This window comes from Corynebacterium matruchotii, assembly GCF_011612265.2.
GTDB lineage: Bacteria > Actinomycetota > Actinomycetes > Mycobacteriales > Mycobacteriaceae > Corynebacterium > Corynebacterium matruchotii.
Window position 1 is genome coordinate 1506305 of sequence record NZ_CP050134.2, and the last position, 25744, is coordinate 1532048.

General features: G+C 56.0%; 17 protein-coding genes, 1 pseudogene and 1 riboswitch. Of the genes and pseudogenes, 4 read left to right on the forward strand and 14 right to left on the reverse strand.

The genetic code is table 11. The annotated features are described in order from the left end of the window. Positions 1 to 51: 51 nt before the first annotated feature. From HBA49_RS06835 to HBA49_RS06850, 4 genes are all read right to left on the reverse strand, one after another. Positions 52 to 270 carry a hypothetical protein gene (locus HBA49_RS06835; RefSeq protein WP_005527530.1) on the reverse strand — a complete coding sequence of 73 codons (219 nt, stop codon included), beginning with the start codon at positions 268 to 270 and terminating at the stop codon, positions 52 to 54. A gap of 667 nt (positions 271 to 937) precedes the next feature. Beyond that, positions 938 to 2011, reverse strand: a complete 1074-nt coding sequence (locus tag HBA49_RS06840) for an ABC transporter substrate-binding protein (RefSeq protein ID WP_005527207.1) — start codon at positions 2009 to 2011, stop codon at positions 938 to 940. Between the two features lie 60 nt (positions 2012 to 2071). Further along, positions 2072 to 2839: an ABC transporter ATP-binding protein gene (locus HBA49_RS06845; RefSeq protein WP_005527019.1), complete on the reverse strand. Its 768-nt coding sequence runs from the start codon at positions 2837 to 2839 to the stop codon at positions 2072 to 2074. Further along, positions 2840 to 3892, reverse strand: coding sequence for a FecCD family ABC transporter permease (locus HBA49_RS06850; protein WP_005527471.1), 1053 nt, complete (start codon positions 3890 to 3892; stop codon positions 2840 to 2842). Positions 3893 to 4118: 226 nt separating this feature from the next. Here HBA49_RS06850 and HBA49_RS06855 point away from each other — a divergent pair, with 226 nt between their 5' ends. Beyond that, a complete protein-coding gene (locus HBA49_RS06855) occupies positions 4119 to 4442 on the forward strand; it encodes a hypothetical protein (RefSeq protein ID WP_005526976.1) in 324 nt (107 codons plus the stop codon). A 369-nt stretch (positions 4443 to 4811) separates the two neighbouring features. Here HBA49_RS06855 and HBA49_RS06860 read toward each other — a convergent pair whose 3' ends face one another. Then, positions 4812 to 4988: a hypothetical protein gene (locus HBA49_RS06860; RefSeq protein ID WP_155808089.1), complete on the reverse strand. Its 177-nt coding sequence runs from the start codon at positions 4986 to 4988 to the stop codon at positions 4812 to 4814. Then, positions 4946 to 5143, reverse strand: a riboswitch (cobalamin riboswitch). It overlaps the preceding gene by 43 nt. 964 nt (positions 5144 to 6107) lie before the next feature. Here HBA49_RS06860 and HBA49_RS06865 point away from each other — a divergent pair. Then, entirely contained in the window at positions 6108 to 7346 is a 1239-nt protein-coding gene (locus HBA49_RS06865) for an RtcB family protein (RefSeq protein WP_005527180.1), read from the forward strand. A gap of 148 nt (positions 7347 to 7494) precedes the next feature. Here HBA49_RS06865 and gatA read toward each other — a convergent pair. Together gatA and gatC are read right to left on the reverse strand one after the other, a co-directional pair. Next, positions 7495 to 8987: pseudogene (gene gatA, locus HBA49_RS06870) on the reverse strand (Asp-tRNA(Asn)/Glu-tRNA(Gln) amidotransferase subunit GatA). Between the two features lie 7 nt (positions 8988 to 8994). Then, a complete protein-coding gene (gene gatC / locus HBA49_RS06875) occupies positions 8995 to 9288 on the reverse strand; it encodes an Asp-tRNA(Asn)/Glu-tRNA(Gln) amidotransferase subunit GatC (RefSeq protein WP_005527424.1) in 294 nt (97 codons plus the stop codon). A gap of 360 nt (positions 9289 to 9648) precedes the next feature. On the opposite strand from gatC, the gene HBA49_RS06880 reads away from it, so the two are divergent. Then, positions 9649 to 10311, forward strand: a complete 663-nt coding sequence (locus HBA49_RS06880) for an ACT domain-containing protein (RefSeq protein ID WP_005527303.1) — start codon at positions 9649 to 9651, stop codon at positions 10309 to 10311. 136 nt (positions 10312 to 10447) lie between these two features. Here the strand turns inward: HBA49_RS06880 and HBA49_RS06885 are convergent, their stop codons facing one another. Together HBA49_RS06885 and HBA49_RS06890 are read right to left on the reverse strand one after the other, a co-directional pair. After that, positions 10448 to 10774, reverse strand: a complete 327-nt coding sequence (locus HBA49_RS06885) for a hypothetical protein (RefSeq protein ID WP_005527193.1) — start codon at positions 10772 to 10774, stop codon at positions 10448 to 10450. Positions 10775 to 10835: 61 nt separating this feature from the next. Further along, the gene (locus HBA49_RS06890; RefSeq protein WP_005527336.1) at positions 10836 to 11639 is read right to left on the reverse strand and encodes a hypothetical protein; all 804 of its coding nucleotides are present in this window, start codon (positions 11637 to 11639) and stop codon (positions 10836 to 10838) included. A gap of 334 nt (positions 11640 to 11973) precedes the next feature. On the opposite strand from HBA49_RS06890, the gene HBA49_RS06895 reads away from it, so the two are divergent. Further along, the gene (locus HBA49_RS06895; protein ID WP_005526947.1) at positions 11974 to 12192 is read left to right on the forward strand and encodes a hypothetical protein; all 219 of its coding nucleotides are present in this window, start codon (positions 11974 to 11976) and stop codon (positions 12190 to 12192) included. Between the two features lie 28 nt (positions 12193 to 12220). On the opposite strand, the gene HBA49_RS06900 is transcribed toward HBA49_RS06895, so the two are convergent. The 5 genes from HBA49_RS06900 to HBA49_RS06920 all read right to left on the reverse strand — a co-directional run bounded on the left by HBA49_RS06900 (position 12221) and on the right by HBA49_RS06920 (position 25736). Beyond that, a complete protein-coding gene (locus HBA49_RS06900; RefSeq protein WP_005527429.1) occupies positions 12221 to 13015 on the reverse strand; it encodes a carbon-nitrogen hydrolase family protein in 795 nt (264 codons plus the stop codon). Positions 13016 to 13043: 28 nt separating this feature from the next. Further along, positions 13044 to 17471, reverse strand: a complete 4428-nt coding sequence (locus tag HBA49_RS06905; protein ID WP_050773739.1) for a hypothetical protein — start codon at positions 17469 to 17471, stop codon at positions 13044 to 13046. Between the two features lie 104 nt (positions 17472 to 17575). Then, positions 17576 to 22006 (reverse strand): hypothetical protein, encoded by a 4431-nt coding sequence (locus tag HBA49_RS06910; protein WP_005527195.1) that lies wholly within the window; start codon positions 22004 to 22006, stop codon positions 17576 to 17578. A gap of 18 nt (positions 22007 to 22024) precedes the next feature. Then, complete coding sequence (locus HBA49_RS06915) at positions 22025 to 22891, reverse strand: DUF4132 domain-containing protein (protein ID WP_005526995.1); 867 nt, start codon at positions 22889 to 22891, stop codon at positions 22025 to 22027. 139 nt (positions 22892 to 23030) lie between these two features. Next, positions 23031 to 25736 carry a hypothetical protein gene (locus HBA49_RS06920; protein WP_005527442.1) on the reverse strand — a complete coding sequence of 902 codons (2706 nt, stop codon included), beginning with the start codon at positions 25734 to 25736 and terminating at the stop codon, positions 23031 to 23033. Between the last annotated feature and the right edge of the window lie 8 nt (positions 25737 to 25744).

Sequence of the window (25744 nt, forward strand, 5' to 3'; positions counted from 1 at the left end):
GGTCGGTCGTCGATAAGCGATTGGGTGTGACTAATGGGTTTTGGCAACCGGTTATTCGGCAATGGCGCTGGCTTTTTGGCGTTCGGTTTCCATGCGTTCGTTGAAGCGTTCCATGACTTCTTCTTGGCTCATTTCGCCGAGCGCGAGGAGGACGAATTCGTGGATGGTTTCGGGAGGGATTTCTTCGTTGGGGAAGCGAATGCTGTTAACAATGAGCTTAAGCGATTCCAATGTGTCTGGATTCAGGGGAGCATTTTCTAACGTGTACATGGTATTCGCCTTTCTGTTCATTATTGATACATCAGGTTTTCAGCAATTATCGCCCAAATCCACCAAACAAGCATTTATCAAATGTGCGTTTTACCCCCTGGCGGCAAATTGGGATAGTTCCCAGCAAATTCGCCACGATAATTTTACGTAATTTCTACCACACCTTATTGGGGAAACGTCAGGTAATAATTTTGTAATGAATATCTGTTACAGTGCAGTTTTACCGGTTATAAATGGCCCAGTTCACTTATTTCACCGTGAGTGTAATTGGGCACTAATTGGCAAAAAAGTGGCGTTGGTCGAATTTTATTGGGGTGTTGCCACTGGATCGGTTTTTTCTTGGGCGCATCGCTATGACACGTCGTCTGTTCCGATGTCCCACGTTTCAGTGGCCCACATTTCGGTGGCAGACCAACACGTGACATATGGTCAAGGTCATACTGAACTTTCCCACGTCCGTTGTGGTGAACCGATTTCGAAGGGTACTTGATACCTCGCCAGAATAAAAATCTACCCGCACGCGGGCGCCCACACGTTACCTGTGATGTTTCGGAAAATCCGCCACATCACCCCCACGTGCCGACTGTGGTCATAGCACGGCATCGAGTAAGTCGCGGCGGATTCTCTTGGGGGTTTTCTTAAAACCCCGTGGTTACTTACATGCGGGTTAGCCCACGAAGTATTCCTTCCCCTGCAGGGAATCCGGCAAGGTCAGGGCGGGGGTAATGTCCGATGCTGGGGCCAGGCCGAATTTTTCGTAACCCTTGCGAACGTATTCCGCCGCATCAACATTGAGCGGGCTCGATGTCCACATGGCGTAGGGCAGGTTAATGAACCGGTTTTCCTTCACCGCGGGCAGATCCTTGGTGGCGTCCCGCTCCTTGAGGATCTTCACCTTTTCTTCGAACGTTTGTCCGGGATAGTCGACGAAGACGAGCACGTCTGGGGCCTGCTCGGTCAGGTCTTCCCAGTTCACGCTGACCCAGGTGTCGTTGATGGATTCGGTGGAGTTTTTTCCACCGGCGGCCTCGATGATGGCCTGCGGTCCGCCGAACCTGCCCGAGGTGAAAATGCCTTCCCGGGCAGTGTCGAACACGAAGGTGTTGGGCACGGTTTCGGGTCGCTCGGCCGCAGCGAGCGCGCTCAGGCGATCCTGTTGGTCCTTGACCACGGCCGCGGCAGTATCCTCGTGGCCGGTGAGTTTGCCCATGTTGGTGACGTCTTCTTCCACGGCCTTCCACGGGTCGACCACGCCACGTTTCTCACTACCTGCTTGGCGGCATGATTCGGTGAGAATGTACGAGCCGATGCCGTGCTGTTTCAGCGCGTCAGGGGTGAGGTTTTTGCCGTCGCTGAAGCCGTAGTTCCAACCGGCCACCATGACGTCGGGTTTCTTGGCTACGACTTCTTCTAATGATGGTGCTTCGGGGGCGATGTCGTCGAGCCCTTCAGCGTCCTTGCCGTATTTGGCCTTGAGAATGTCGGCGTCGTCTTCGAGAGATGACACCCATTTGATGTGGTCGCGCCCACCCGCGGCCAGCACCATGGCGATGATATTGCCATCGTTGACCATGAGTTTGTCGGCAGACGGGTAGGTGACTTCCTCACCGCAGTTCGTGAGGGTGATGCCGCCGGCCGCATCGGTGGTGCCGGTCTTGGCCGATTGTTGGGCGCAGCTGGTCAACCCGGTCACGGTGAGGGCTGCCAGTGCAAGAACTGCTAGTGGTTGCTTCCAACGCATTATTCTTTTCCTTGGTTGTGTGCTTGTCGACGCCCTTGTGTGCCGGGCCGCCAACCAGCGTCAGAGACTGTCAATAATCAGATGCGGATTGATTGCCTCCGGCAATCGCGCAATGTATGCTCGCACGTCGAAAACGACGCGCAGATTGTCTGGGATGAGTACTTCTTCGGGCGGGCCGGCACACAGCATGGTGCCGTCGTAGAGCACCACCACTTGGTCGAAGTGTGACATGGCCAGATCCAAATCGTGAATGGTGGCTAGAATCGTGCGGCCGGATTCCCGCAGCACCTTGAGCAGGTGCAATTGGTGGTGCACATCCAGGTGGTTTGTTGGCTCGTCCAACATCACCATGTCGGTGTGTTGCGCGAAGCCTCGGGCCAGCAGTGCCCGGCGGCGTTGACCACCGGAGAGCTGGTCGCAGGGCCGGTCGGCAACGTCGGTGAGCCCCACCATGGCTATGGCTTCCGCCACGATTTCTTGTTCCTCACGGCCACCCATCTGCCACGATTTCAGGTGTGGTAGGCGGCCTAAGGTCACCATTTCCGAGACGGTCAAATCGCCCGGAGGGTTTTCTTCTTGCCCAACCAAGGTGAGAAGCTGGGCGCGTCGGCGAGGGCGAATCTCGTGAACCGATTCACCGTCGAGGGTTACTTCACCATGGTGCGGTTTGGTGATACCCGCTAGGGCCCGCAATAGTGTGGATTTGCCGGCGCCGTTGACCCCCACCAGGGCGGTCATGGTGCCGGGAGTGATGGTGAAGTTAATATCATGAACAATAGTGGTGTTTCCGATTCCGGCGGAAACCCGAGTGATTTCCATGTGGCTCATTTAACTGCCCCCAAATTGGTAGCGTCCTCGTCCCATGAGCAGCAGGAAGAGTGGGGCACCGAGCACGCCGGTGACCACACCCAAGGGGATTTCCTGCGGTGGTGCCGCGATGCGGGCGATCACATCGACCCACACCATAAACACCGCGCCCAATACCATGGCGATGGGCAGCAGCCTGCGATGCAGGGAGCCCACCATGATGCGGGCCAGGTGGGGAATGACTAACCCCACGAACCCGATGCCACCGGCCACGGCCACCATGGCACCCACCAAGAGCGCCTGGATGAAAAACAGTATTTGCCGAAGCCGCTCCACATTGACGCCCAGGGCAGCGGCAGTGTCGGGCCCGGCAGCCATGGCGTCTAGTGGATTGGACATAAACATGAGAATGAGGAATGCCGCCAGCACCACAAGGGCAGGCAGCAACAACCTGTCCCATTGGGCGCCGACGACGGAGCCGAGCATCCAGAACATCACCCCTTGCGCGGCGCGCGCATCTTGGGCTTTGAACACGAGGAAGCTCGCCAGGGCAGAAAATGCTGATGATGCCACAACACCCGTCAAGATGAGGCGCAGCGGTGTGAGTCCGCCCTGCGCCAGGGTGATGAGGTACACGATGGCTGTGGCCGCTAGTGCACCGAAGAGCGCACCAACCGAAATTGCGTACAGGCCAAACGAGGTAAAAACACCAATGGTGATGACCGCGGTTGCACCCACGGATGCACCGGATGACACCCCCAAAAGATAGGGGTCTGCCAAGGGGTTACGCACCAGGGTTTGCATGACAACACCGGCGAGCGCCAGGCCAGCACCCACGATGAGCGCCAGCAGACCACGGGGTGCCCGAAGACTCCACACCACCGAGTCTATGGTACTGCCGAAAACGTCGTCACCAGGAATAATACCAATGTGTGCTGCCACCACGTCCCACACGTCGATGGCATCATAAGCAACAGAGCCGAAGGTTAAGGAGATCACAAAGCTCACCGCGGCTGCTGCGAGAAGCAACACAAAAATCACGGGAGCAGCAATTTTGCGACGTGTAATAATCACAAAACTCCTTACAATGACTCACAAAAGATATCGCCGTGAACTCATTCACGACGGGGGTAAAAATATTATTGAAAATACCCCTGCTTCAGAGCTTATCTGATTACCAGTACCAATATGAAGTCAGATACTTGATTCGTAACCATAGGTATGCTGCGGATTCATTCCATTGGTTGAGTTTCGGGCGTTTCCCTGTTCTTCCTGGGCATACCCGAGTAGCGTTAGGCACATGAGCTTTACATTAAAAGATGCTAAGGATGTCAATACCGCTTCGCTTGTTATCACCGGGCTTGTGGGTGGCTGGTTGACCGCCCGAGAAACCGGGATCCGGCCGCTTGGCGGGGTGCTATTGACGGCCGCTGGACTGTGGGCAGGCCGGTCATGGTTGGCAAAGGGCGGGGTGCCGCTCGCTGCAGGCTTGGGCGCCACCTATGTGGCAGCGTTTGGGTTGTCGCACCCGTTGGCAAAGAAGATTGGGGCGTGGCCGTCGGTGGTTGCCGTAACGACGGTAGCTTCGGGCGCAGCCTGTGTGTTGAGCGACCTCAAATCTTAAACAGCTATAAAAACATAAACCGATGCCCACCATGGGGTTTAACCAGAATTGGCGCTCACATTCACCAATATCCCCACGGTGGGCATCGGGCATCCTTAGCAAGATAGAACACTGGCATGCTCCACCACGAGCTCATAAGTCTGGGAATGGTCGGCCATGGGAAACATGGGAGTGGCTAGTTTCACACGATGCCGTATTCCACACCTTATTGCAGCCCTCACCTGTGTGGCGAAGACATATAGCGTTCTGTGCTATGCCGCAGCACCGCTGGTACTTATGAACATCGCGTTATTTGGACAGTCACCCGATGTGTGCTACTCAACAGTACGTAGTAGCGCTACGGCAGCACGCAGGAGCACCAATGATCGCTCATCGGCGGACCTTGCTGATGCTGGAGTCGGCGGTTACCGTCCACTCCCCCACGACTTGCCCCATGGTGGTTGTCACGAAACCACCGCGAATAGAAGCCGGGTGTATCAGGCGACGCCTGGACGCGAGGGTCGCAATGATGGTCAGAGTTGGTCGGTCTTCGGACTTGTGGATCATCCCGGAGCCCCCTATGCCTTCCCAGCTTGGAGTAGCCAGTGGACTTGTTCAGGGGTCAGTCCCCACTCACCGCTGCGCGCCAGTTCCGGTTTTGCACCGGATTCCCATGAAGCCGTACACACACTTATGGCTTCACCAACTCGCTTCTGAGTGCGATGCTAAGTATAGCACCTTGGGGCAGCATGCGTACACGTATTCGCATGAATGAATTCAATCTCATCCGGTTTCTCCCCTGGTGTTTCACGGGCGGCATTCATGTCACATGGCGGCCACACCACCCGCCGTCACCCCGCTTCACGCCCCAATGAATTACCCCCGTTCTACGCTGATTCGTGGCCGGAAACAATCTTAAGATGTCATCCCGGCAGCCCAAGAAAAGACCGTGGGATGGCGTCGACAAGCTCACACCATTATCCAGCACATAATCGCAGACCACAGCGGATAACCTCCCCTCTTGTTGCAAGACGACGTTCCTGCGATCATCGGCGATCATGGGCAAAACATTACGTCACTTGGCCACGAGGCGACCGGGGGTAGTACCCCTTGCAGACTTGCGCAATCATCAACTACTACTTGTTAGTGGCGATAGTGCCAAATGTTAAGAAGTTTTTCTGCCGCCCACAATCAGGCCGCGGCGATGAATCAAGTGAAAGGATGGGATCTGGAATGCAACCGCTATTATTGCCGCTACTATTGCTCAAACGGCACGAACGCGATGCACGGCCGGAGGTCTTCCTGGCGGATTCATCGCAGGACTATGATTGCGGAAGAAAAATTTCACACCAGCGGGGATACCGACAACACCCCCACTGATCGTAGGTGGTGGGATCCTCTTCACCATTACCCGCCACCACCGTTTTTCTATTTTCAGCCGCATCATGTGCCACAAGCATCATGGGCGGCATTTTTCATATTCCTATACGGCTCACCAGCACTTTTATCGGTCACTCACCATGGATGCCACATGGTAAGTGCCCTATAACACCACAAACACACACATCTTCAGTGGGACAACGCTAGTAGGTCGCGGCGGAATAGTTGTCACCGGCAATGTACATCTCCCCATCCGAAGCCCACACACGGTTTTGGATTATGAAAAAGATAAGGAGAATGCGTGCAATGACGCGCAAAGATCGAGGTAACCGCAAAGGCCGCAGGGGCGCGAATTACCTCAACCGTCACTTGAAGCCCCACCAGCCCAAGGACGTGGTGTCCTTTGCTTCAGAGTTGGAGGAATCCACGCTTGAGCAAGCCCAGCAGCTGGCAAAACTGCCGTTTATTTACCCGCATGTTGCGCTCATGCCCGACGCCCACACCGGGTTAGGGTCGTCGGTGGGAACCGTGTTCGGCACCATTGATGCCGTGATTCCCGCCGCCGTGGGCGTCGACATCGGATGTGGCATGATTGCCGTGCGCACCCAATTCACAGCCACCGATTTGGCGGGTAAGGATCTTACCCAACTGCGGGACGCCATCGAAGCCGCCATTCCGCTGTCGCCTGGCAACTATAACAAGGACTGGATCCTGCCGGGTTCTGCCGACGATCGATGCCGGGAGCTGGCGAAACTAGCGGAGGAAACCGATGTTGACCTGTCGCATTCGCCGAAGTGGCGGCAGCAATTAGGGTCGCTGGGCGGCGGCAACCACTTCATTGAGCTGTGTTTGGATGAAACCGATACCGTGTGGATGTTCCTGCACTCGGGTTCCCGCGGCGTGGGCAATAAGATTGCCCAAAAACACATCGCCATTGCAAAGAAATTAATGGCGAAGTGGTGGATTCCCATCGAAAATAACGACCTGGCCTACCTGGTGCAGGGCACTCCGGAATTCGGGAACTATATCAAGGATTTGCACTGGGCGCAGCGGTTTGCGTTCCTCAATCGGGAGGAAATGATGGACCGGTTTAGCACCTGTTTGTCCGAGTTTATGGGCACCGATGTGGAGGAAGTGGAGCGCATTAACTGCCACCACAACTACACGCAGCGGGAAGAGCACGCCGGCCACACGGTGTGGTTGACCCGCAAGGGTGCGGTGAATGCGGACGAGGGTCGGCTGGCGCTGATCCCCGGTTCGATGGGTACCGCCTCCTATGTGGTGGAAGGCAAGGGCAATATCCAGTCGCTGCATTCGGCACCGCATGGGGCCGGCCGCCGCTATTCCCGCACGGAGGCGCGCCGCCGGTTTACCGTTGAGGATCTGGCGTCCCGCATGACCGGTATCGTGTACCGTCCGGGCGAGGCGTGGATCGACGAGATTCCCGACGCCTATAAGGATATCGACCAGGTCATGGCGGATTCCCGCGACCTTGTGGAGATCAAGCATAAGCTGCGCCAGGTCATGAATGTCAAGGGCACATAAGTTGACGCCACCCATGTCGCTTATCGACGCCCGAACCTGCCGGCCCGGGGCTGGATCGCACCCCACCAACACACCACGGTAAGTGGTAGTTGGTAGGGTGTTTTTGCTGCCTAGCCCAAAGGTAATGTGAGCGCCAACATCCGCCAGTTTAGAACGTGGCTTCGAATGCTGCGCCGACCTTGTACAGGCGATCGTCGGCGAACGCTGGGGCCATGATTTGTAGTCCGACCGGCAGGTGGGTGTCGTCCGCCAGGCCGGCCGGCAGGGACATGCCGCACAGGCCCGCCAGGTTGAGCGGCAGGGTGCACAGGTCAAAGTTATACATGGCCAGCGGGTCCGATACCTTATCGCCCAGCTTGAATGCCGTGGTGGGGGTGGTTGGTGACACCAGCACATCGCACTGCTCGTAGGCCTTGCTGAAGTCTTGGGCGATGAGGGTGCGCACCCGCTGCGCCTGCACATAGTAGGCGTCATAGTAGCCCACCGAGAGGGCGTAGGTGCCCAGGATGATGCGGCGCTTCACCTCGGGGCCGAAGCCGGCGGCCCGGGTTAGGGCCATGACTTCCGCCGCCGAATGCGTGCCGTCGTCCCCCACCCGCAGGCCGTAGCGCATGCCGTCGAACCGGGCCAGGTTGGAGGACACTTCGCAGGGAAGAATCAGGTAGTAGGCGGCAAGCGCATCATCGAAGTGCGGGCAGTCCACCTCCACGACGGTGGCCCCCAAGGATTGGAGATGGTCGACCGCCTTGTGGAATTGGTCCAGCACCCCACTTTGGTAGCCGTCCCGGTCGAACTGTTTCACCACACCAACGCGCACCCCGGTCAAATCCCCCCGGCGCCCTCGCGGGCGGCCGCAACGACGGGGGCCACCGGCCGATCCACGCTGGTGGCATCGTACGGGTCGGGGCCGGCAATGACCTCATGCAATAGTGCGGTGTCGAACACGGTGCGGGCGGTAGGACCACCCTGGTCCAGGGAAGATGCGCACGCCACCAGGCCATACCGGGATACCGTGCCGTAGGTGGGTTTGACCCCCACGGTGCTGGTGAGCGCCGCCGGCTGGCGGATCGACCCGCCGGTGTCGGTGCCGATCGCCAGGGGGGCTTCCCCAGATGCTAGGGCCGCGGACGAGCCGCCGCCGGAACCGCCGGCGGTGCGCTCCAGGTCCCAGGGGTTATGGGTCGGCCCGTAGGCGGAGTTTTCGGTGGAGGACCCCATGGCGAATTCGTCGGTGTTGGTTTTGCCCAGAATGGGTATACCGGCCTCCCGGATGCGCTTGGTCACCGTGGCGTCGTAAGGCGACATGTAGCCTTCAAGGATTTTCGACCCGCAGGTGGTGGGCGCATCGGTGGTGGTAAACAGGTCTTTCAGCGCCAACGGCACGCCCGCCAGCGGGGAGGCCGGTCGAGCGCCGGAATCTAATTGCTCGTCCACCTGCCGGGCGGCAGCCAGGGCTTCGTCGGCGCCCACGTGGAGGAAGGCGTGAATGTCGCCGTCAATGTCGGCGATGCGATCAAGGTGGGCCTGGGTGACTTCCTCGGAGCTGAGCTCCCGGGCGTGGATTTTTTGGGCAAGGTCGGCGGCGGTCATGCTGGTGAGCTCGGAGGAACCGGCTGCACCCACAAGGTATTTATTAGTCATTATGGTGTTATTCCCCCAAAATTTGCGGAACGACGAAGCGCTGTTCGGCGACTTCCGGTGCCTGGTCGAGTGCTTGTTCGGGCGTGAGGAGGGGTTTGACAATGTCCTCACGCATAGTGGTGTGGATAGAGTGCGGGTGGCTCATGGGTTCGACGCCAGCCGCGGCAACTTGCTGCACTGCGGACACATTGGTCACGATGTCGTCGATTTGTGCGGCAAAGCGATCGAGTTCTTCATCTGTTAATGCCAGGCGGGACAGTTTGGCCAGGTGTGCGACTTGGTCGCGCGAAATCTCAGGCACGTGTCTTTCCTTACAATATGTTTCTATTGGGGGCTAATGTACGGGTTGTGACACCATTGAATAAGGTTCACGCAGTTATCTTACTGCAATGGTGGACGGTTCAAATTCGTAACCGGATAACTAGCTGATAGGTGACAATTTCATAACTTCCGATCCTCGCCCTCACTATTGGCACGGGTTTGTTCGTAGAATATTGCGGGTAGCAGGTTTCAATAATTATTCGGGTTGGTGCCATGGTGTTGGTTACGTCTCTAGGCGGCCCACAGCCAGGTGCCCTTAGTTTTATGGGCTAGTACTGTGGCTAGGTGGGAAACGGTCCCAAATAGTATTTATGTTTTGTGAGGAAGGTGGGTTTCGCAGGTGTCGTATCTTATTCGGGTGTTGCTCCCTGATGCCCCAGGTAGTTTAGGTAGGTTAGCCGAGGCGATTGGCACGGTGGGCGGCAACATTAAAAGCGTCGACGTGGTGGAATCGCTCCCAGACGGCACGGTCATGGATGACATGGTGATTAGCCTGCCCACCAATACCATGGCTGACGTGCTGATTTCTGCCGCACACATGGTGGAAGGCGTGGTGGTTGACTCCATTCGCCCGTTCTCGGGGACGGTTGACCGGCGGGGGCAGATTAAGATGCTGGTGGATGTGGCGGGTGCCTCATCGAATTCGGATAAGATTGCGCAGCTGATTGATAATATTCCGCAGGTGTTAACGTCGTCGTGGGCGATCCTTTTGGAGGACGGCAGCCCGGTGCGGCGGATTACCGCCTCCTATGGGGCGCCGGAGGATGATGGGTCGACGCCAAGCCTGATTAATATTACGGCAGCCCAAATTTTGAACCCTGCGGAGGACACGTGGATTCCGGAAAGCTGGGCGCTGCTGGATTCCTCACTGGCCGCGGCCCCGCTGGGGAATTCGGGACTGGTGCTCATCATTGGGCGGGTTGGTGGCCCGGAATATTTACCCTCTGAGGTGGAACATATTGGATATTTAGGGACGATTCTGTCCCGAATGTTACAGCATTAACGGCTAGACGCAGGTTGGGGCTTATTCAGTTAGTGGGTGGTGGGAGTATTAATCTGCCTGAATAAGCCTTAGATTGTGGATCGCAGAGAAAACCCGGAACCCCTGGCTCATACCTAGCGCGGGTCGGACCATGTTCTCATCGTATATATGGTTCAATAACGCATACCCGCATTCCTCGTAGCGATTCCAAATCGACTACTGGTTCCATTGCTGCGAATTTGTGGGCGTCTGCATTGGTAAGAATCTCAATGGGGTCATCTACATCAGGATCATCAAAACTCTCCTCATTCACCCATATGGCTAAAAACGGCCTTTTGAGTTCTAGGTCAAGCCACGCACCAGACTCTACTAGGTCATGCAGAAGCACCTCGACAAAATAGTCGGGTGGGCCGCACCCTGGCCGACCCCATATTGCCGGGGGCTTAGCCTCGTCAGCAACCCGCTGAAACAAACGCTTAGCCATTATTACCACTACCTTGAAGATTATTTTCGCTTCAAACTATTCAGTCCACAATAATTATAGATTAGTAGCTTTCTCCCGGATACGGTGGCAACGTTTCCAGCATTGTGCGTGACCACTCATGCCATAAAACCTTATCCCTACCCGTCATACTCACAACCCGCATGCCGTCTTCCCCGAAATGCTTAAACACTTCCGCGTTTTTCATATCGGTTGTGTATACCTTGCCATCTGTTTTATCAACAATACAATTATAGGGTGGTATAGGCCAATCCTGAAACAAAATCGCCACCACCAAAAACTGTGTAGGTGACTCAAACCCCCACGTATCAAGCAGCGTTAATGGGCGATCCAAATCCTTCCTGGCAGCCACCGCCTTACGGGCATCATCCAACGACGCAATAGGCGTGGAAAACGTAATAGCAGGTGGGTAAAAATCAGGTATCCCTGTTTCATTGTCTAGCTCCGCGAAGCTGTTTTGTATCCGCTCCTCATCCCAACACAAACCCTGTACACTACAAATAGCATTGTAGGGTAATTCTGAGATAGGAAACTCTGAACCATTTACAATACTACTTAATACATTGTTTTTTGCAGAGCACCTAATGTCCTCCTCTACGGTAGCTGCTGACTCTTCGTCCATGATTTTCGCGTACTTCGCATAAAACTGCTCAACCTTACGAATATATACAGGATCCTCGAAAGAAGATTCCGACAACTCTATTACACACTGCCATGCATCACCATAAGTCACACCATTTTCCCGCATATAATGAAACATAAACCGCTTCGCTAACTCTACTGGGCCATACTTAGCCAACCCAGCATCAATAGCAGCATTCAGCTCAGGAGAAAAACCAAAATACATAAGTCAACAACTTTCTACAATAGAGATTATCTAAAGACACTTGAAGCTTATTCAGCATCACCAAACGATGACTCCGACAAGTCACGCACACACTTCCATCATTCATCCACGTCATCTACCTTGTTTTTCTTCACTTCCAGAGAGTGGCCATGTGTTAATACTTTGAGAAGCTAAACCACATTTCCGGGCAGTTGAATAAACTTCAATAATAGCCATACGAAAATCCAGACCCACAAAAACCACATATTCTTTTGATAAAATTATCAAAATATGCCACCGATCTTGTTTTTACCCACGTTTACACTGTAAAACCAAACCAGTATCGGATTTCATAATGATTCAAAAACCTGCCATGATGACCTGCGTCGATGGACATGCCTACATCAGTATTGGCAAGTCCGATGGACCACGAACCGTTGCCTACACCATCCCCTTGAACTCCGAAAATGGTGGAGTATCAGCATTGTTGGACATTTCCGAAGACGATGAGCTCTTAGGCATTGAACTCCCATGGTTGGGCACGGAGATTGCGAATTATGCCTCCGGGCTGTGATTTTTTGCTTGTCGACGCCCTACCGGTCCTAGTCGCCGTAGATCACCGGTAGTTTTTCCCGGATGCGATGGACGAGATGAGGGTCGACGTCGTAAAGCAGCATTTGCGCATTGGGGCCGGCTTCCAGGGCGATCATGCCATCGGGCTGCACAAATGCGGAATGGCCGACGCCGCGGGGGTGGCTGGTGGCGTGATGGGTTTGGTCGGCGGCGATGACCCAGCTGGTGGCGTCGAGGGCACGGGCGCGGATGAGTAATTGCCGCTGCTGTAGTTTGCCGGGACCATCGGCCCAAGAGGTGGGGACTAGAATAATATCGGCACCGCGGCGCGCAAGCTGCCGGAATTGTTGGGGAAACCGCAGGTCATAGCAGGTGGCAAGCCCAAAAGTGACGGCGTTATATGTAAAGGTGACGAGATTTTTCCCGGGTTTGATGGTGTCGGATTCGCGGTAGCCGAAGGCATCATAGGTGTGGATCTTGTCGTAATGGACGACCGTGCCGTCGGGACAGATCGCAACGGTGGTGTTGTACACACGATTGATGGTTCTTCCACTCACCACATGCTGGTCGGCTGGTCGGAACATACCAACAACAATGGCAATATTGTAGTTCTTGGCAAGACCCGCAAGTGCACTCACAAATGGCCCATCGAGGGGTTCGGCTATTTCGTCGAGTCGGCCGGTGCCGAATGCCCGCATGGTGGCTTCGGGAAACAGGATCAGCCGGGCATGATTCATAGCTGCGGTGATGACCGCTTGGGCTACGAGAGCAAAGTTGGCGGTTTTATCTGCGTCGGTGCCGATTTGGCCAATGGCGATTTTCATGGTGGCCCTAGGGTAACACTTTCTTCACCTACCGTTGGCGGTATTTCACGGTGGGAGCATCCTCAAACCCTGGTTTGTCGCCGTTCTTATAACGCTCCCACGCCACAGTAAACAACTCCCCAACAGAACCCAACGGAGGACACCCACCAACAACCGGACGAAACACCACATCACCCCACACCAAAAACAACGACACCTTCCACACCTCCACACCACACAAACCACCAACACCAGACAACCACCCACCCGGCAAAAACCACGAACGACCCGCACCAGACCGACGACCACCAACCAACAACCCCCGACCAACCAACACCTCACCAACCCCACGAATATCCCCACTCCCCCAACCATTCCACCGACGCACACACACATCAGACGGACACACCAACGCCAACACCTGCAAAAAATACCGCGCACAATCCAAAGACACCCCCAACACCTCCGAAACCTCAACAACCAAACCAGGCACAGACACACACGGATCAAACCCCACACCAACACCACCAACAACACCCAAACTATCAACAAAACCATCCAACAAACCCTCCAACAACACACGAATCGTCTGGGACGAATGGTTGAATTTGGGGGTAAACGCATCGTTGTGGTAGTCACAGCCTAACGGCATTGTCCCCAACCTGCCCCATGTTGAAGGCGGTTGGTTGGCGAATGCCTTCAGGTCTCGTAGTTTTGTGGCGAACATTGCCCGGTTTGGGTCGGACAGGTCCGTTTCATGCGCCAGATACAACAGGACTTCGAGATAATGTCCAGCTCGTTCGTTAATAAGAAGAGGAGGCACTCCCAGGTGGGGGCTGATGGCGTGAATAATCACACTGTCCATGCTCCCCAACCGTTTAAGATAATCAATTTGCGCTGCTGTAAGTACCACGATGGGTTTACCATACTGTTTCAGTAGGTAGTCCCGCATCTTATCGATGTTAAGGCCCCGAGCCGGGAAGGAGTCATCCACCCCCGAAGCAAGCAACCATTCAAGATGATCAATACCCCAAATCTGGGTCAATACCGCCCGCTCTGTCACCCGGGTAAACCCAAGCTCAGCACGACCAGCTTTGCCTAACACTGTGCGAGGCCACTCCCATACGAAATAGTTTTTCAGACCATGGAGCAGATATGTAGCGGTTTCCGGCAGCAGAATGGTACCGTCCGACAACCGGGTTGCCGCATCAGCCAGCGAACAGCCACCGAAAAGCGTTTTCTTATCCCCTGGCCGTTTCATGCGCTGCTCCGCCCACACCTTAACCGCCGCAACACTATCCATAAACTTCTGCTTATTCATCGACAAATCGGGCTGTTCAGGGCTGGCATCTTTGAGCCGTGTGAGCGCATGGAGATCATATCTAGTACTGTATACCAAAGTTTCTTGACGCCATTCAAGAGTCTCTGACTCAGGTTCATCATCCAACTGGTGGTAGTGCCAACCAGAGGCAAACACCCCAGATGCTGCCATATCCAGTAACCACTCACACAGTTCGATCACTACACCTGGATCATTTGATGGGGTGGAAATAGCGGCAACAATGACCTTCTCCCTGCCAATCAACTCATACCATGCACGCGAAACCCATTTCTTATGGCTGGGAATCTCTCCAGGATGGGCAAATAGCCACGGTAGTGGGCCACCATCCCACGGGCCAATCCGCCGCTTCTGTTTATTTATCCTATGCCTGGGCTTGGCCTGCCAAAGGACTTTCGATGCAGCATCACTGACTTGTCGTGGAGCAGGCGGATTATTCTGCACAGGATTACGTGCAGTCGCCAACCAGCGGGAAAGTTCCTGTACCTCGGTGATAACCTGAAGGATGGCAGCCCCCAGCACCGGATCCGTACCAAATATTTGTTCGACTGTATCGGCCGTGGGTGATGCCAACAGCATGGCGGCCTGCTCATAGCTCACATTCCGCAGCCGCACACTCATATTCTCGTCACGGGGCTGCAACTGGTGGAAGGCGCTTAGCGGTAAGTCGTATATGTAGCTGACCTGTCCCTCTGTTGAGTGCCGAGTGCTGCCGAACGCTTGACGATCAGTTTCTGAATCATAGAAGTATCGACCCCGGTAGGGGCGATCCTCGATGAGCCATACCCCACCACCGGGCCTGCGGATCGCCCCCATGATGCCGTGCTGGGAGGAAAAACTTCCCAAGGGAGTCCAAATATGACTGGGTTGCCTCCCCGGCAGATAGGGACCGCGGAACACAATTCTGACGTGCTGGCCATTAAGAGTGCCACACAGGCTATCGCGGGTCTGCGGTTGAGCGGGAATAACGGTACTGTGCCACAGGCTAAACCCCTGACCTGCCGGTGACGGGCTGGTAGGCAGGCCGGTCAAGTCCACCCCAGGAATGTTTTCACCCCGACCGATGGGATCGAAATAGTCGTCGTCTCGATCGATATCAGTCTCCCATTCCTCAGCCTTATAGTTATAGGTAATAAGATAATGCGGACCGGTGCCGAGTACTCGACCGCCGAAATTTTCGGGCTGCTCGGGGTAGGTAAGCTCACCATAGCCGGTAAGCCGCCCCGCCAGAATCGGGAGAGAATAGGATTCCGCAGTTATGCGACGATCGTAAAGTTCCTCATCTAATACCGGGGTTTCACCCAGCCAACCAGCATGAGGTTCCCAAGAGGTGCAATAGCATTGCGGATCCCATCGGCTAAGCTCGTACAACATCGCCACCTTATTTCCCTCATGCTCATCGCATACCAGATACGCCGCCCGCACACGCGCTCCCCTGGGAACGGTGCCGCAGGCCACAACCTGGTCACCGTCAATGATCTCTACGGTTTCACCCACCCGGATGGCGACGGCGGGATAGGTTTCGCAAAACTCCACCTTGGCGTCCGTGAGGGCCTCAGCCCGGAGTCGATCTATGGCCTGCTCAACGGCGGGCCAGGCAAATTCTTCTACCATGCCGGTGCGCAGCCTGGCTTGCAGTTCAGCAACCGGGTCGAAGGCGAATATCTTTTCGATAGCCTCGGGATACAGCTCACTGAATCGTGGGTCGAGAAGCTGGCTGGCTGTGTAGCGAATAAACCGGTCCCATTCCGGCTGGTATCCGGTCAATTGGTCGCGCTCCGCGGCGCATTGTTCGAGGCGTCTGCGACAAAGTTCCCAAAGCGCAGGCATGGTGGATACCAGGTCGTAGTGCTTGGTGATGCAGTCCAGGGGAATGGTGGCGGACGCCCAATCCGCCAGTTGGTTGTGGTGAGCAATGCCCGCAAGGTCACGTCGGGGCGTATCGGAGTGAAACCATTCGTGCCAGCGGGGAAACTCGGCGTCGGGCAGTTCCCACATGACACCACCCGCAGACAGGGCATCAATGAGATCAATACTCATGCATCGGCAGTCAAGCGGCAGCGCCATCCCTGCTAGACCGGCGCTTGCCGACGTTACGACGTCGATAAGCTTCTGGCTGTGCGGTAAACCCCACTGGTAGAGGCGGCCGCATTCCGTGGTGATAAATTCGATGAGCCATCGGGCATAATCGGTGCTGTTGGTGGCGAGTTCGGCAAGCGCCCCGGAATCTTCCAGGAGCGTGAGGTATTTGTCGATGCCCAGTTTGGGGGGACGGCCAGTCAACAGTACCTGCCTACACTGTTGGGATTGGGTAGCAATGGTCACGAGGGATGCACGGATACTTCGGTAGAACCCTGCCGGTGCCGACATGAATCCGGGTGAGTCCATGATGACCTCGATCAGGGCTTTGTCGGATTCGAAGTCGCTCAATCCTGCTGCTTGCGCTAGTTTTCGCAGGTCATTGGCCATGGCGCTGTGGCAGCCCCGACGGAACTTGACGCATGCAGCGCATAGGCGGAGGAAATAGTCGAAGGCTTCCCGTGGTGCCATGCGGTTTACCACCGTGGTGGCCTCAGCGGTGAGCTCACGGGCCCCCACAACACCAAGGACTGCAAATTCGGTAAACACGGCCACATGTTGTGTGATGTCCACGTCAATGGCGTACATGCGTTCGACATCACGGGCGTTATGGAAACAACGCTTGGCGTACGCCTTCTTGCCCACACCGAGAAAAATGCGGGCGAGCTCTTCCCAGAGGGTGGGAACGAAGTGCGGCACGGACCTCGTTAACGAGGCGGTGAGCTCATCAAAGTGGGTTATCACCTGCTTACCATGACGGCTAACATTGCGTTTTGCCCATTCCAGATCCCCCACCAGATTCACTGCGTGGTGGGCGTTTGCCGGGTCTTGGCTCATGGGCCAGGTGGGAAATCCTGCCGCACGAGCAAGACAGCGACCCACATCATGCGCGTTCACGAGGCTAAACCCGACGGATTCGAGTGCCCGGGCTTCGGCCTCGACGAGTTCTGCTGGAATGATACGAACCATGGTGGTGCCATTGGTGTGAGTGAATTCCGCGGCACACAACACAGTATCGTGTTCTTGGTGGTGGTGCAGGGCTGTGATCTTCGTGGTCATTTTTTGGGCTTGGTAGTAATGCTGTACGCCCACGGGTTTTTGGGGTACAGCATCGGCATGGTTCTTTTTCAACCATACTAGGGGTGAACCACTCGGGTTGCTACCTACCGGCGTTGGTAGCGGCTAGTTGTGATTTCTTCGAATCCTGGTTTGTCGCCGTTCTTATAACGCTCCCACGCCACAGTAAACAACTCCCCAACAGAACCCAACGGAGGACACCCACCAACAACCGGACGAAACACCACATCACCCCACACCAAAAACAACGACACCTTCCACACCTCCACACCACACAAACCACCAACACCAGACAACCACCCACCCGGCAAAAACCACGAACGACCCGCACCAGACCGACGACCACCAACCAACAACCCCCGACCAACCAACACCTCACCAACCCCACGAATATCCCCACTCCCCCAACCATTCCACCGACGCACACACACATCAGACGGACACACCAACGCCAACACCTGCAAAAAATACCGCGCACAATCCAAAGACACCCCCAACACCTCCGAAACCTCAACAACCAAACCAGGCACAGACACACACGGATCAAACCCCACACCAACACCACCAACAACACCCAAACTATCAACAAAACCATCCAACAAACCCTCCAACAACACACGAATCGTCTGGGCCTCATGGGTGACTTTGTAGGTGAATCCCTTTTGGTCGTAGTCCCCGCCGAGTTCCATGGTGCCGAGTTCTTTCCAGGTTTGCTGCGCCGCAAACTCTTTAAGTTCTACGAGTTTTTTGGCGATCATTGCCCGGTTCGGGTCCGATAGGTCCATTTCGTGCGCCAGATACAACAGACCTTGCAGGTACTTCCCGGCTTTTTCGGCATCAAAAAGAGAAGGCACTCCCAGGCGGGGGCTGATGGCGTGGGCAAGGAAGTCTGCGAATAGACCGAGTCTCCCTGCCTCGCTAATCTGCCGCACGGTGGGTTTCATAATGGGTGTGCCGTAGCGTTCCAGCAGGTAATCCCGCATCTTCTCCACATTCACTCCCCGAGTCGGGAAGGAGTCGTCCACCCCCGAGGCAAGCAACCACTCAAGATGACCAATACCTCGAATCTGGGTCAACACTGCCCGCTCGGTCACCTGGGTGAACCCAAGCTCGGCACGGTCGGACTTGTCTAATCCCGCAGGATACCGCCATGAACATGGGGAATAGTTTTTCAGACCGTGAAGCAGGTATGTAGCGGTTTCTGGCAGCAGAATGGTACCGTCCGACAACCGGGTTACCGCATCGGCCAGCGAACCGCCACCGAAAATCGTTATCGTATCCCCTGCCGCCTCCTCCGCTTGTTCCTTACGCTGCTCAGACCACGCCTTAATAGCCACAACACTATCCATAAACGATTGCTTATTCATCGACATATCGGGCTGGTCAGGATCGATTATGACGCACAATTCGGCCTTGTCTTTATGCTCGGAGCGCACGATGGCGTGCAGGTTTTCGTCACCATAGCGGCCATAGCTGTACACCCAAGCGCCGTGCCGCCACTCCCCCACCTGATGGTCAGCAATATTTTTCTCTGTCAACCGACAATCCTGCCACTCAGAGGCAAACAACCCGGCTTCCGTGGCCTCCAACAGCCACTCGCACAGCTCAATCACCGCATCGGGGTCATTTGACGGGGCGGAAATAGCGGCAACAATGGTCTTCTCCTGGCCGAGCAGCTCCCACCATTCTTTTGCGGCTTCCCTTACTTCGCTGAGTTCCGGGGTAACTTCCCCAGGGTTGGTGAGAAGATCCGAAAGAAGACCACCATTCCACGGACCCACACAGTTATCCGTATTACGCCCAGGAGTGGCACGCCACAGGACTTTGGCGGCCGCCAGGCTGACCTCCCGTTCCACGGGCTTCTCTTCCTCCGGTTCGTAGCCTTTTGTTGCCAACCAGTTGGTAAGGTCCTGCACCTTGGTGACAACCTGAAGGATGGCCGCACCCAACACCGGGTCTGCACCGAATTCTTGCTCAACCACCTCGGCCGTGGGCGACTCCAACAGCATGGCGGCCTGTTCATAGCTCACATTCCGCAGCCGCACACTCATGTCTTCGTCACGGGGTCGCAGCTGATGATAGGCGCTTAACGGTAGTCGGCACGCGTAGTCCAAGTTAGCGGTGTTTGCGCCGCTGAACACGTATTGGTCGGTTTCCGGATCGCAGAAGCCTCGGCCCCAGTTGTGGTACTCGCCGAGAAGCCACACCCCGCCACCTGGCCTGCGGATCGCCCCCATGATGCTGTGTTTGGATGTAAAGCTTCCCAAGGGGGTCCAAACATGACCAGGATGCCCATCGCCTTCATAAGGGCCACGGAACACAATGCTGATGTGTTGATTATTGAGGGTGCCGCACAAGCTGTCGCGGGTGGTGGGCTGGACCGAGGCAATGGTGCTTTGCCGGCTGAACCTGTATGTTGATGGTGGCGGGCTCATGGGCAGGTCGGTCAGGTCCACCCCGGGAATGCTCTCGCCCCGGCCAACAGGCTCAAGGGCAGCACCGTCGTCAATTTGCGCGTGATTCGCAAAGCGATAATAGGGGCCTGTGCCCAATACTTGACCACCGTAATCCTTGAGTTGGTGAGGGTAGGAAAGCATGCCGCAACCGGCAAGGCGTCCCTCCGGGGTAGGAATGGAGCATCCATCCATGAAACTGCGATAGGAATCCAAATCCCTGTCCAACACCGGGGCTTCCCCCGACCAGCAAGAATAGTGGTTCCAATATTTCAGGCGGTAGAACGTAGCCACGTGTTCCCCCACCTGGTAGATGGCATTCATACTCGCGTCTGCTGGAACGGTGCCACGGGCTATGACCTGGTCACCATCAATGATTTCAATCTTTTCCCCAAGCCGGATGGCAACGGCGGGGTAGGTTTCGAAAAATTCTACGGCTGCTTCTTGCGGCGCGTCCGCAAGCAGTCGGCTCATGGACTGCTCCACGGCTGGCCATGTGAGCTCCTCTACGATACCGTTGCGTAGTCGTGCCTGAAGTTCGGCTACCGGGTCGATGCTGAAGAGTTTCTCTGCCGCCTCGGCGTTAATGTCGACCACCCGCGGGTCGGTCAGGTGTGACAGCACGGTACGGATGAAGTGATTCCATTCCGGCCCGAACCCGGTCAGTCGGTCGCGTCCCGCAGCAAACTGGTCAAGGCGTTTGCTGCAGAGTTCCCGCAGCGCAGGCGTGGCGAGGATACGGTCGAGGTTATCGCCAGCGATGAGCCCCACGGGGATGCTGCCTAGGAGAAGGCCACGGAGCTGTTCGTGGTAGACGACCCCGGAAAGGTCACGGCGGGACGTGCTTGGATCCTCGTAGGTCTTATCATCAAACCAATCAACCCAGCGGAAATGCCGGACATCCTGAAGATCCCACACAATGTTATTGGCGCATAGGGCGTCGATCAGGTCCAGGTCTATGCTGTTGTTGTACAGGGGTAAGGTTTTCCCGGCCATATGATCGCCGGCCAGCACCACGGCGTCGATAAGTTTTTGGCTGCGGTGCCGTTGCCGGTAATAGTAGGAACTGCAGTATTCCGTTGTGATGAATTCCACCAACCATTCGGCAAGGTCTTCTTTGTCGGCGGCAAGCTCGGCGAATGCTCCGGTCTCGTGCAAGATGGTGAAGTATTGGTCAATGCTTAATTCCCGGGGTCGGCCTTTCAGTAGTGCCGCCCGGCACCGCGCGGATTCCGCAGCAATCTTTGGCAGGGACAGTTTAATGCGCCTAAAGAACCCGGCCGATGCCTCCCGAAAGCCGGAAAATTCGATGATGCCCTCAATCAGGGCCTTGTCGGCGTCGAACGCGCTCATCCCGGCCGCCTTGGCGAGTTTCCGCAGGTCGCGGGCGAGCCCAACGTAGGCCCCGGTCCCGGCGCGGGAGCGGGCGATGCTGAGTTGTAGGAAGTAGTCGAAGGCGGCTTGTGGTTCCATGCGTTCGCCGGCGGACTTGGCTTCGGCGGTGAATTCTCTGGCGCCGATGATGCCGAAGTTGGCGAATTCGGTGAACATGGCGGCGTGTCGTTCGGCGTCGATGGTGATGCCGTATGCGCGTTCGATTTCGCGGGCTTTGCCGAAGTATTGCCGAGCGAAGTTGGTGTTGCCTACGTTGATGAAAATGCGGGAGAGTTCTTCCAGCAGGGTGGGGACAAAGTGTGGGGCGGATTTTGTGAGTGAGGTGATGAGTTCGTCGAAGCGTTCCTTGATACGTCGCGGATTGTGTTCCGCGTTGCGTTTTGCCCATTCTAGGTGCCTCACTAGGTTGAGGGCGTGTTGGGCGTTGTCTGGGTCGGTGATGATTGGCCAGGCGGGGAAGCCGACTGCCCTGGTGATGGTGCGCCCCACGATTTGGTCGTCACCCCGGTTGAGGCCGACGGATGCGAGTGCGAGTTCTTCGGCTTTGAGCAGTTCGGTGGGGACGAGTCGGACGATGGTGGTGCCGTCGTGGCTGGTGAATTCGGTGGCGTGGAGTTCCGAGCTGCGGGTGGTTGGGGTTTCCGGGGTGGCGAGGGGGGTGATGTTCATGGGGTTCCTTTGGGCGGGTTATTGGTTGTCGTCGGTGTCGATGGTGCGGCCGGCATAGATGTATTCGCACATGCGGATGCCTTCGGACCAGGCTACGGGTCCGACGTCGGCAAGCGGGAGGCGTTTGCCGTTTGCTTTAAAGTCCAGGGCGCCTAGTTCTGCTTCGTCGGAGGGATCCCAGCTATTAACGTCGAGTGATGCGGTTACTTCTTGGCCGCTGTCGTGTACGATGACGGCTACTTCTCCTAGTGTGGTGCGGAATCCGCCGCCCCGGCCGCGGCCTAGTAGATGTGAGCAGCGCGCATATTTTCCGCCCGAGTAGGCGTTGACGGCTTTTCGTTGGCTTTCGGCGTCGGCGGGTTTGAAGTATACGTCTCGGAAGAGTTGGTCTAGGCCTTGGTGTACGCCTAGTTCGGAGGCGAATTCTCGCCATTGTTCTACTTCGTCGATGAGTGCTGGGTGCAAGATGGTGAGTACTCCGGAGTCGGTGACGGGTATTTCGATGGTTTCGCCGTCGAGGTCTACGAGTTGTAATGATGTGTCGGTGACTTCTTGGAGCATGCCTGATTCGGATTCATGTGACACGATTAAACCTTGGAAATATTTGCGCCATAGTGCGTCTTTCCATACGGCGTGTACGACTAATACGGGGATGGTGTCTCCTTGGAGGAACCATTCTTGTACTTGGTCGCGGTTTGATTGTTCGTGTTGTTCCAGGGTGACTCGTTGTCCGTCGAGCATGTCGAATTCAGGGAGTTTTCTGGCTTTGGCTGGCACGGTTTTGAGTACTCGGCCTGCGGCGTTGCGGGCGATGATTTTGTTGTCTGGTCCTAGTGCGAAGGAGTAGTCGCCGGCGTCGAGCCAGGCTAGGTCGTCGGTGTTCATGGTTGTGTTGTGTGCCTTCCGCTGTAAGGTTTGTGGTTGTTGGTTCCACTGTATCTAGTTTGTCGGACACAACACGTCCGTGGTCGAAAATTTGTTTGTTTTTGCTTGTCGACGTTGTTCCCTGCCGGCAGCGCGGCACCTACGCCTGGTCTTGTGCGGTCTCGGGGGTTGGGCGAACCTGTGCCGCGCGTGCCGCCTGGTCGTTCACCTGAACGGTGGCACGGAGGATAGCTGCAACCAACACGGGGTCCGACCCAAATGTTTGTTCGATAACATCTGGGGCGGGGTTGGCGAGGATGGCGGCAACTTGTTCCCGGGTGGCCCGGCGCAGTCGGATGCTCATATCAAGGTTGCGGGGTTGTAGTTGGTGGTGGGCGCTGAGCGGCAGGTCATAGAGATGATCCGCAGGATTATGATGGGGGGCGTTATCGCGGGCTATGATCTGGTCGGTTTCGGGGTCGATGATTATGCGGTCTGTGGCTTTGTCACCGATAAGCCACACGCCGCCGCCGGGGCGTTTGATGGCGCCTAGCAGCTTGTATTGTGACTGGAATTGTCCCAGCGGCGTGCAGAGCCAGCTGGAGTCATCATGAAAGTCTCCGCATTCACAGCATCGCGGCTGGAAAACAATGTTGATGTGTTGATCGTGGAGGGTGCCGCAGAGGCTTTCCGTGGTGGTGGGGCAGGTGGGAACGATCGCAGTGTGCCAGAAATGGAAATGATAGTCTGCCGGTGGTTTCATGGGTAGCAGCCCAGTGAGGTCTATTCCTGGTATTCCTTCCTCCTGCAGGATGGCGTTGGTTTCGTAGGTGTTGCCATTGGGCCATTCTCGGATTTTCCCAGCTTTGAATAGATAGTATGGTCCGGTACCTATGACGGGACCACAGAAGTTTTTAGGCAGGTGGGGGTAGGTGAGGAGCCCGTCAGAGGCGAGTCGGCTTTCGGTACCAGTGATGCTATTAATTATGGGGATGGTGTAGCCAGTTTCGTCATTACCATAATAGGAGCCATAAGGAGGACTGATAATGCGCGGTTTTTGCCCTAACCAGTATGCATATTTTTCATCACTACTATAGACGCTGTAAAACACTGCGATTTTATCGCTAGCTAGGTGTGCCGAAGATAGGTAGCAGTCGTCCGGAATGGTGCCGTGGGCGATAACTCGATCCCGGTCGATAGCCTCCACGGTTCCATCGACGCGAAGAATCACCGCGGGATAGGTTTCGTGAAACTCTATCCGATGGTAGGTTCGGGAGGATTCATTTAGGAGGCGTTCCAGTTCTTGTTCGAGGAGGGGCCAGGCGAGTTCTTGGAAAAAGCCGAGGTGTAGGCGTGCTTGTAGTTCCACCACCGGGTCGTAGGAGAATATTTGTTCGACGGCTGTGGGGTTGATGTGCCCTAGTTGCGTGTGGGCCAGCTCCTCTAGTACCTGGTGGTAGAAGTGTTTCCACACATTCGGGTAGCCGATGATGTTTTTTCGCCTGTCTGCTTGGTGTTGCAGGCTACGGCTGAGCAGCTGCCGGCCAGGTTCGGTTGCGAGCAATGGTTGCTTGAGGATCCGAATGTCGGAAAACGGGATTGTTTTTGCCATCAAATCTCCCAGTTGCGGGTGGTTGACAATCCCGGCCAGGTCGCGGCGGTATTCACCTGCGCCGGGTCTTGCCCACGAGCGCCAATTAAAGTACCTGCTTTTTGTATCACTCAGGTCCCAGGTGATGCCGCCTGACGATAGGGCGTCAATGAGGTCGATGTCCATGCCGCGCTCGTTGAGTGGGAGGGTTTTCCCTTTTAGGGCATCGCCCGCATGGGCCACGGCGTCGATAAGCTGCTGGCTGCGCCAGAAGTTATAGTTGTCACGGGAGTATTCGTGGCGGATAATTCGCACGAGCCACGTGACGAGTCGGGATTTGTCGGCGACGAGCCCATCATAGACGCCGGTTTCGCGCAGTAGTTCGAAGTATTCTTCGATGGTGAGTTTTTTGGGTTTTGCAAGAAGAAGCTTGTCATGCCACTGGGGATTGTCGCGGACGAGTTGCACGAGGGTTGGGCGGATGTCGCGGAAAAACCCGGTTGCTGCCTGGTAGAAACCTGCGAGCCCCAGGATATTCGTGACGAGTCTCCGGTCGGATTCTTTGGCACTGATGCCAGCTGCTTTTGCTAGTCGACGCAGGTCGCTGGCCATGCGCGAATACGTTAGCCCACCGGCGCGGCAGCGATCGACGCAGAGGTCGAAGAAGTAGTCGTAGGCTTCTTGCGGTTGGAGGCGTTTCGCAGCTTTTCGGGCTTCGGTGGTGAATTCTTTCACCCCGATCACGCCCATGCGGGTGAATTCTTGGAACATGGCGGCGTGCCGGCGCGGGTCCACTTCAACGTCGAATTTGCGTTCGATTTCGCGGGCCAGGTTGAAGAATTGGCTGGCGATGGGCGCCTGGTTTATCCGAACATAGATGCGCACCACTTCTTCAAGGAAGATGGGAATGAGGTGGGGCATGGAATGGGCGAATTCCGTGGCGAGTTCGACGAGTTTCTTTTGGGTGGTCTGTGGGTGCTCCCGGGCTTGCTGCTCCACCAATTGCAGGCGGGTTGCAAGATTACGCACATAGTATGCGTTTGCCGGGTCACTGAGGATCGACCAGGTGGGGAACCCCACTTTTTGCGCCGAAGCGTAACCAACCACCTGGTCATCTGCGCGACGGCACCCGACGCTTTGCAACGCTAGGGTTTCCGCCTCCAGTAGTGTTTCCGGCACGAGCCGGATAATGGTGGCGCCGTCGGGAGCGGTGAATTGGGTGGCGTGCAGTGCTAACGTGTGCGGTGGTTGACGATCTAGGCTGGCGATGTTCACGATATGAC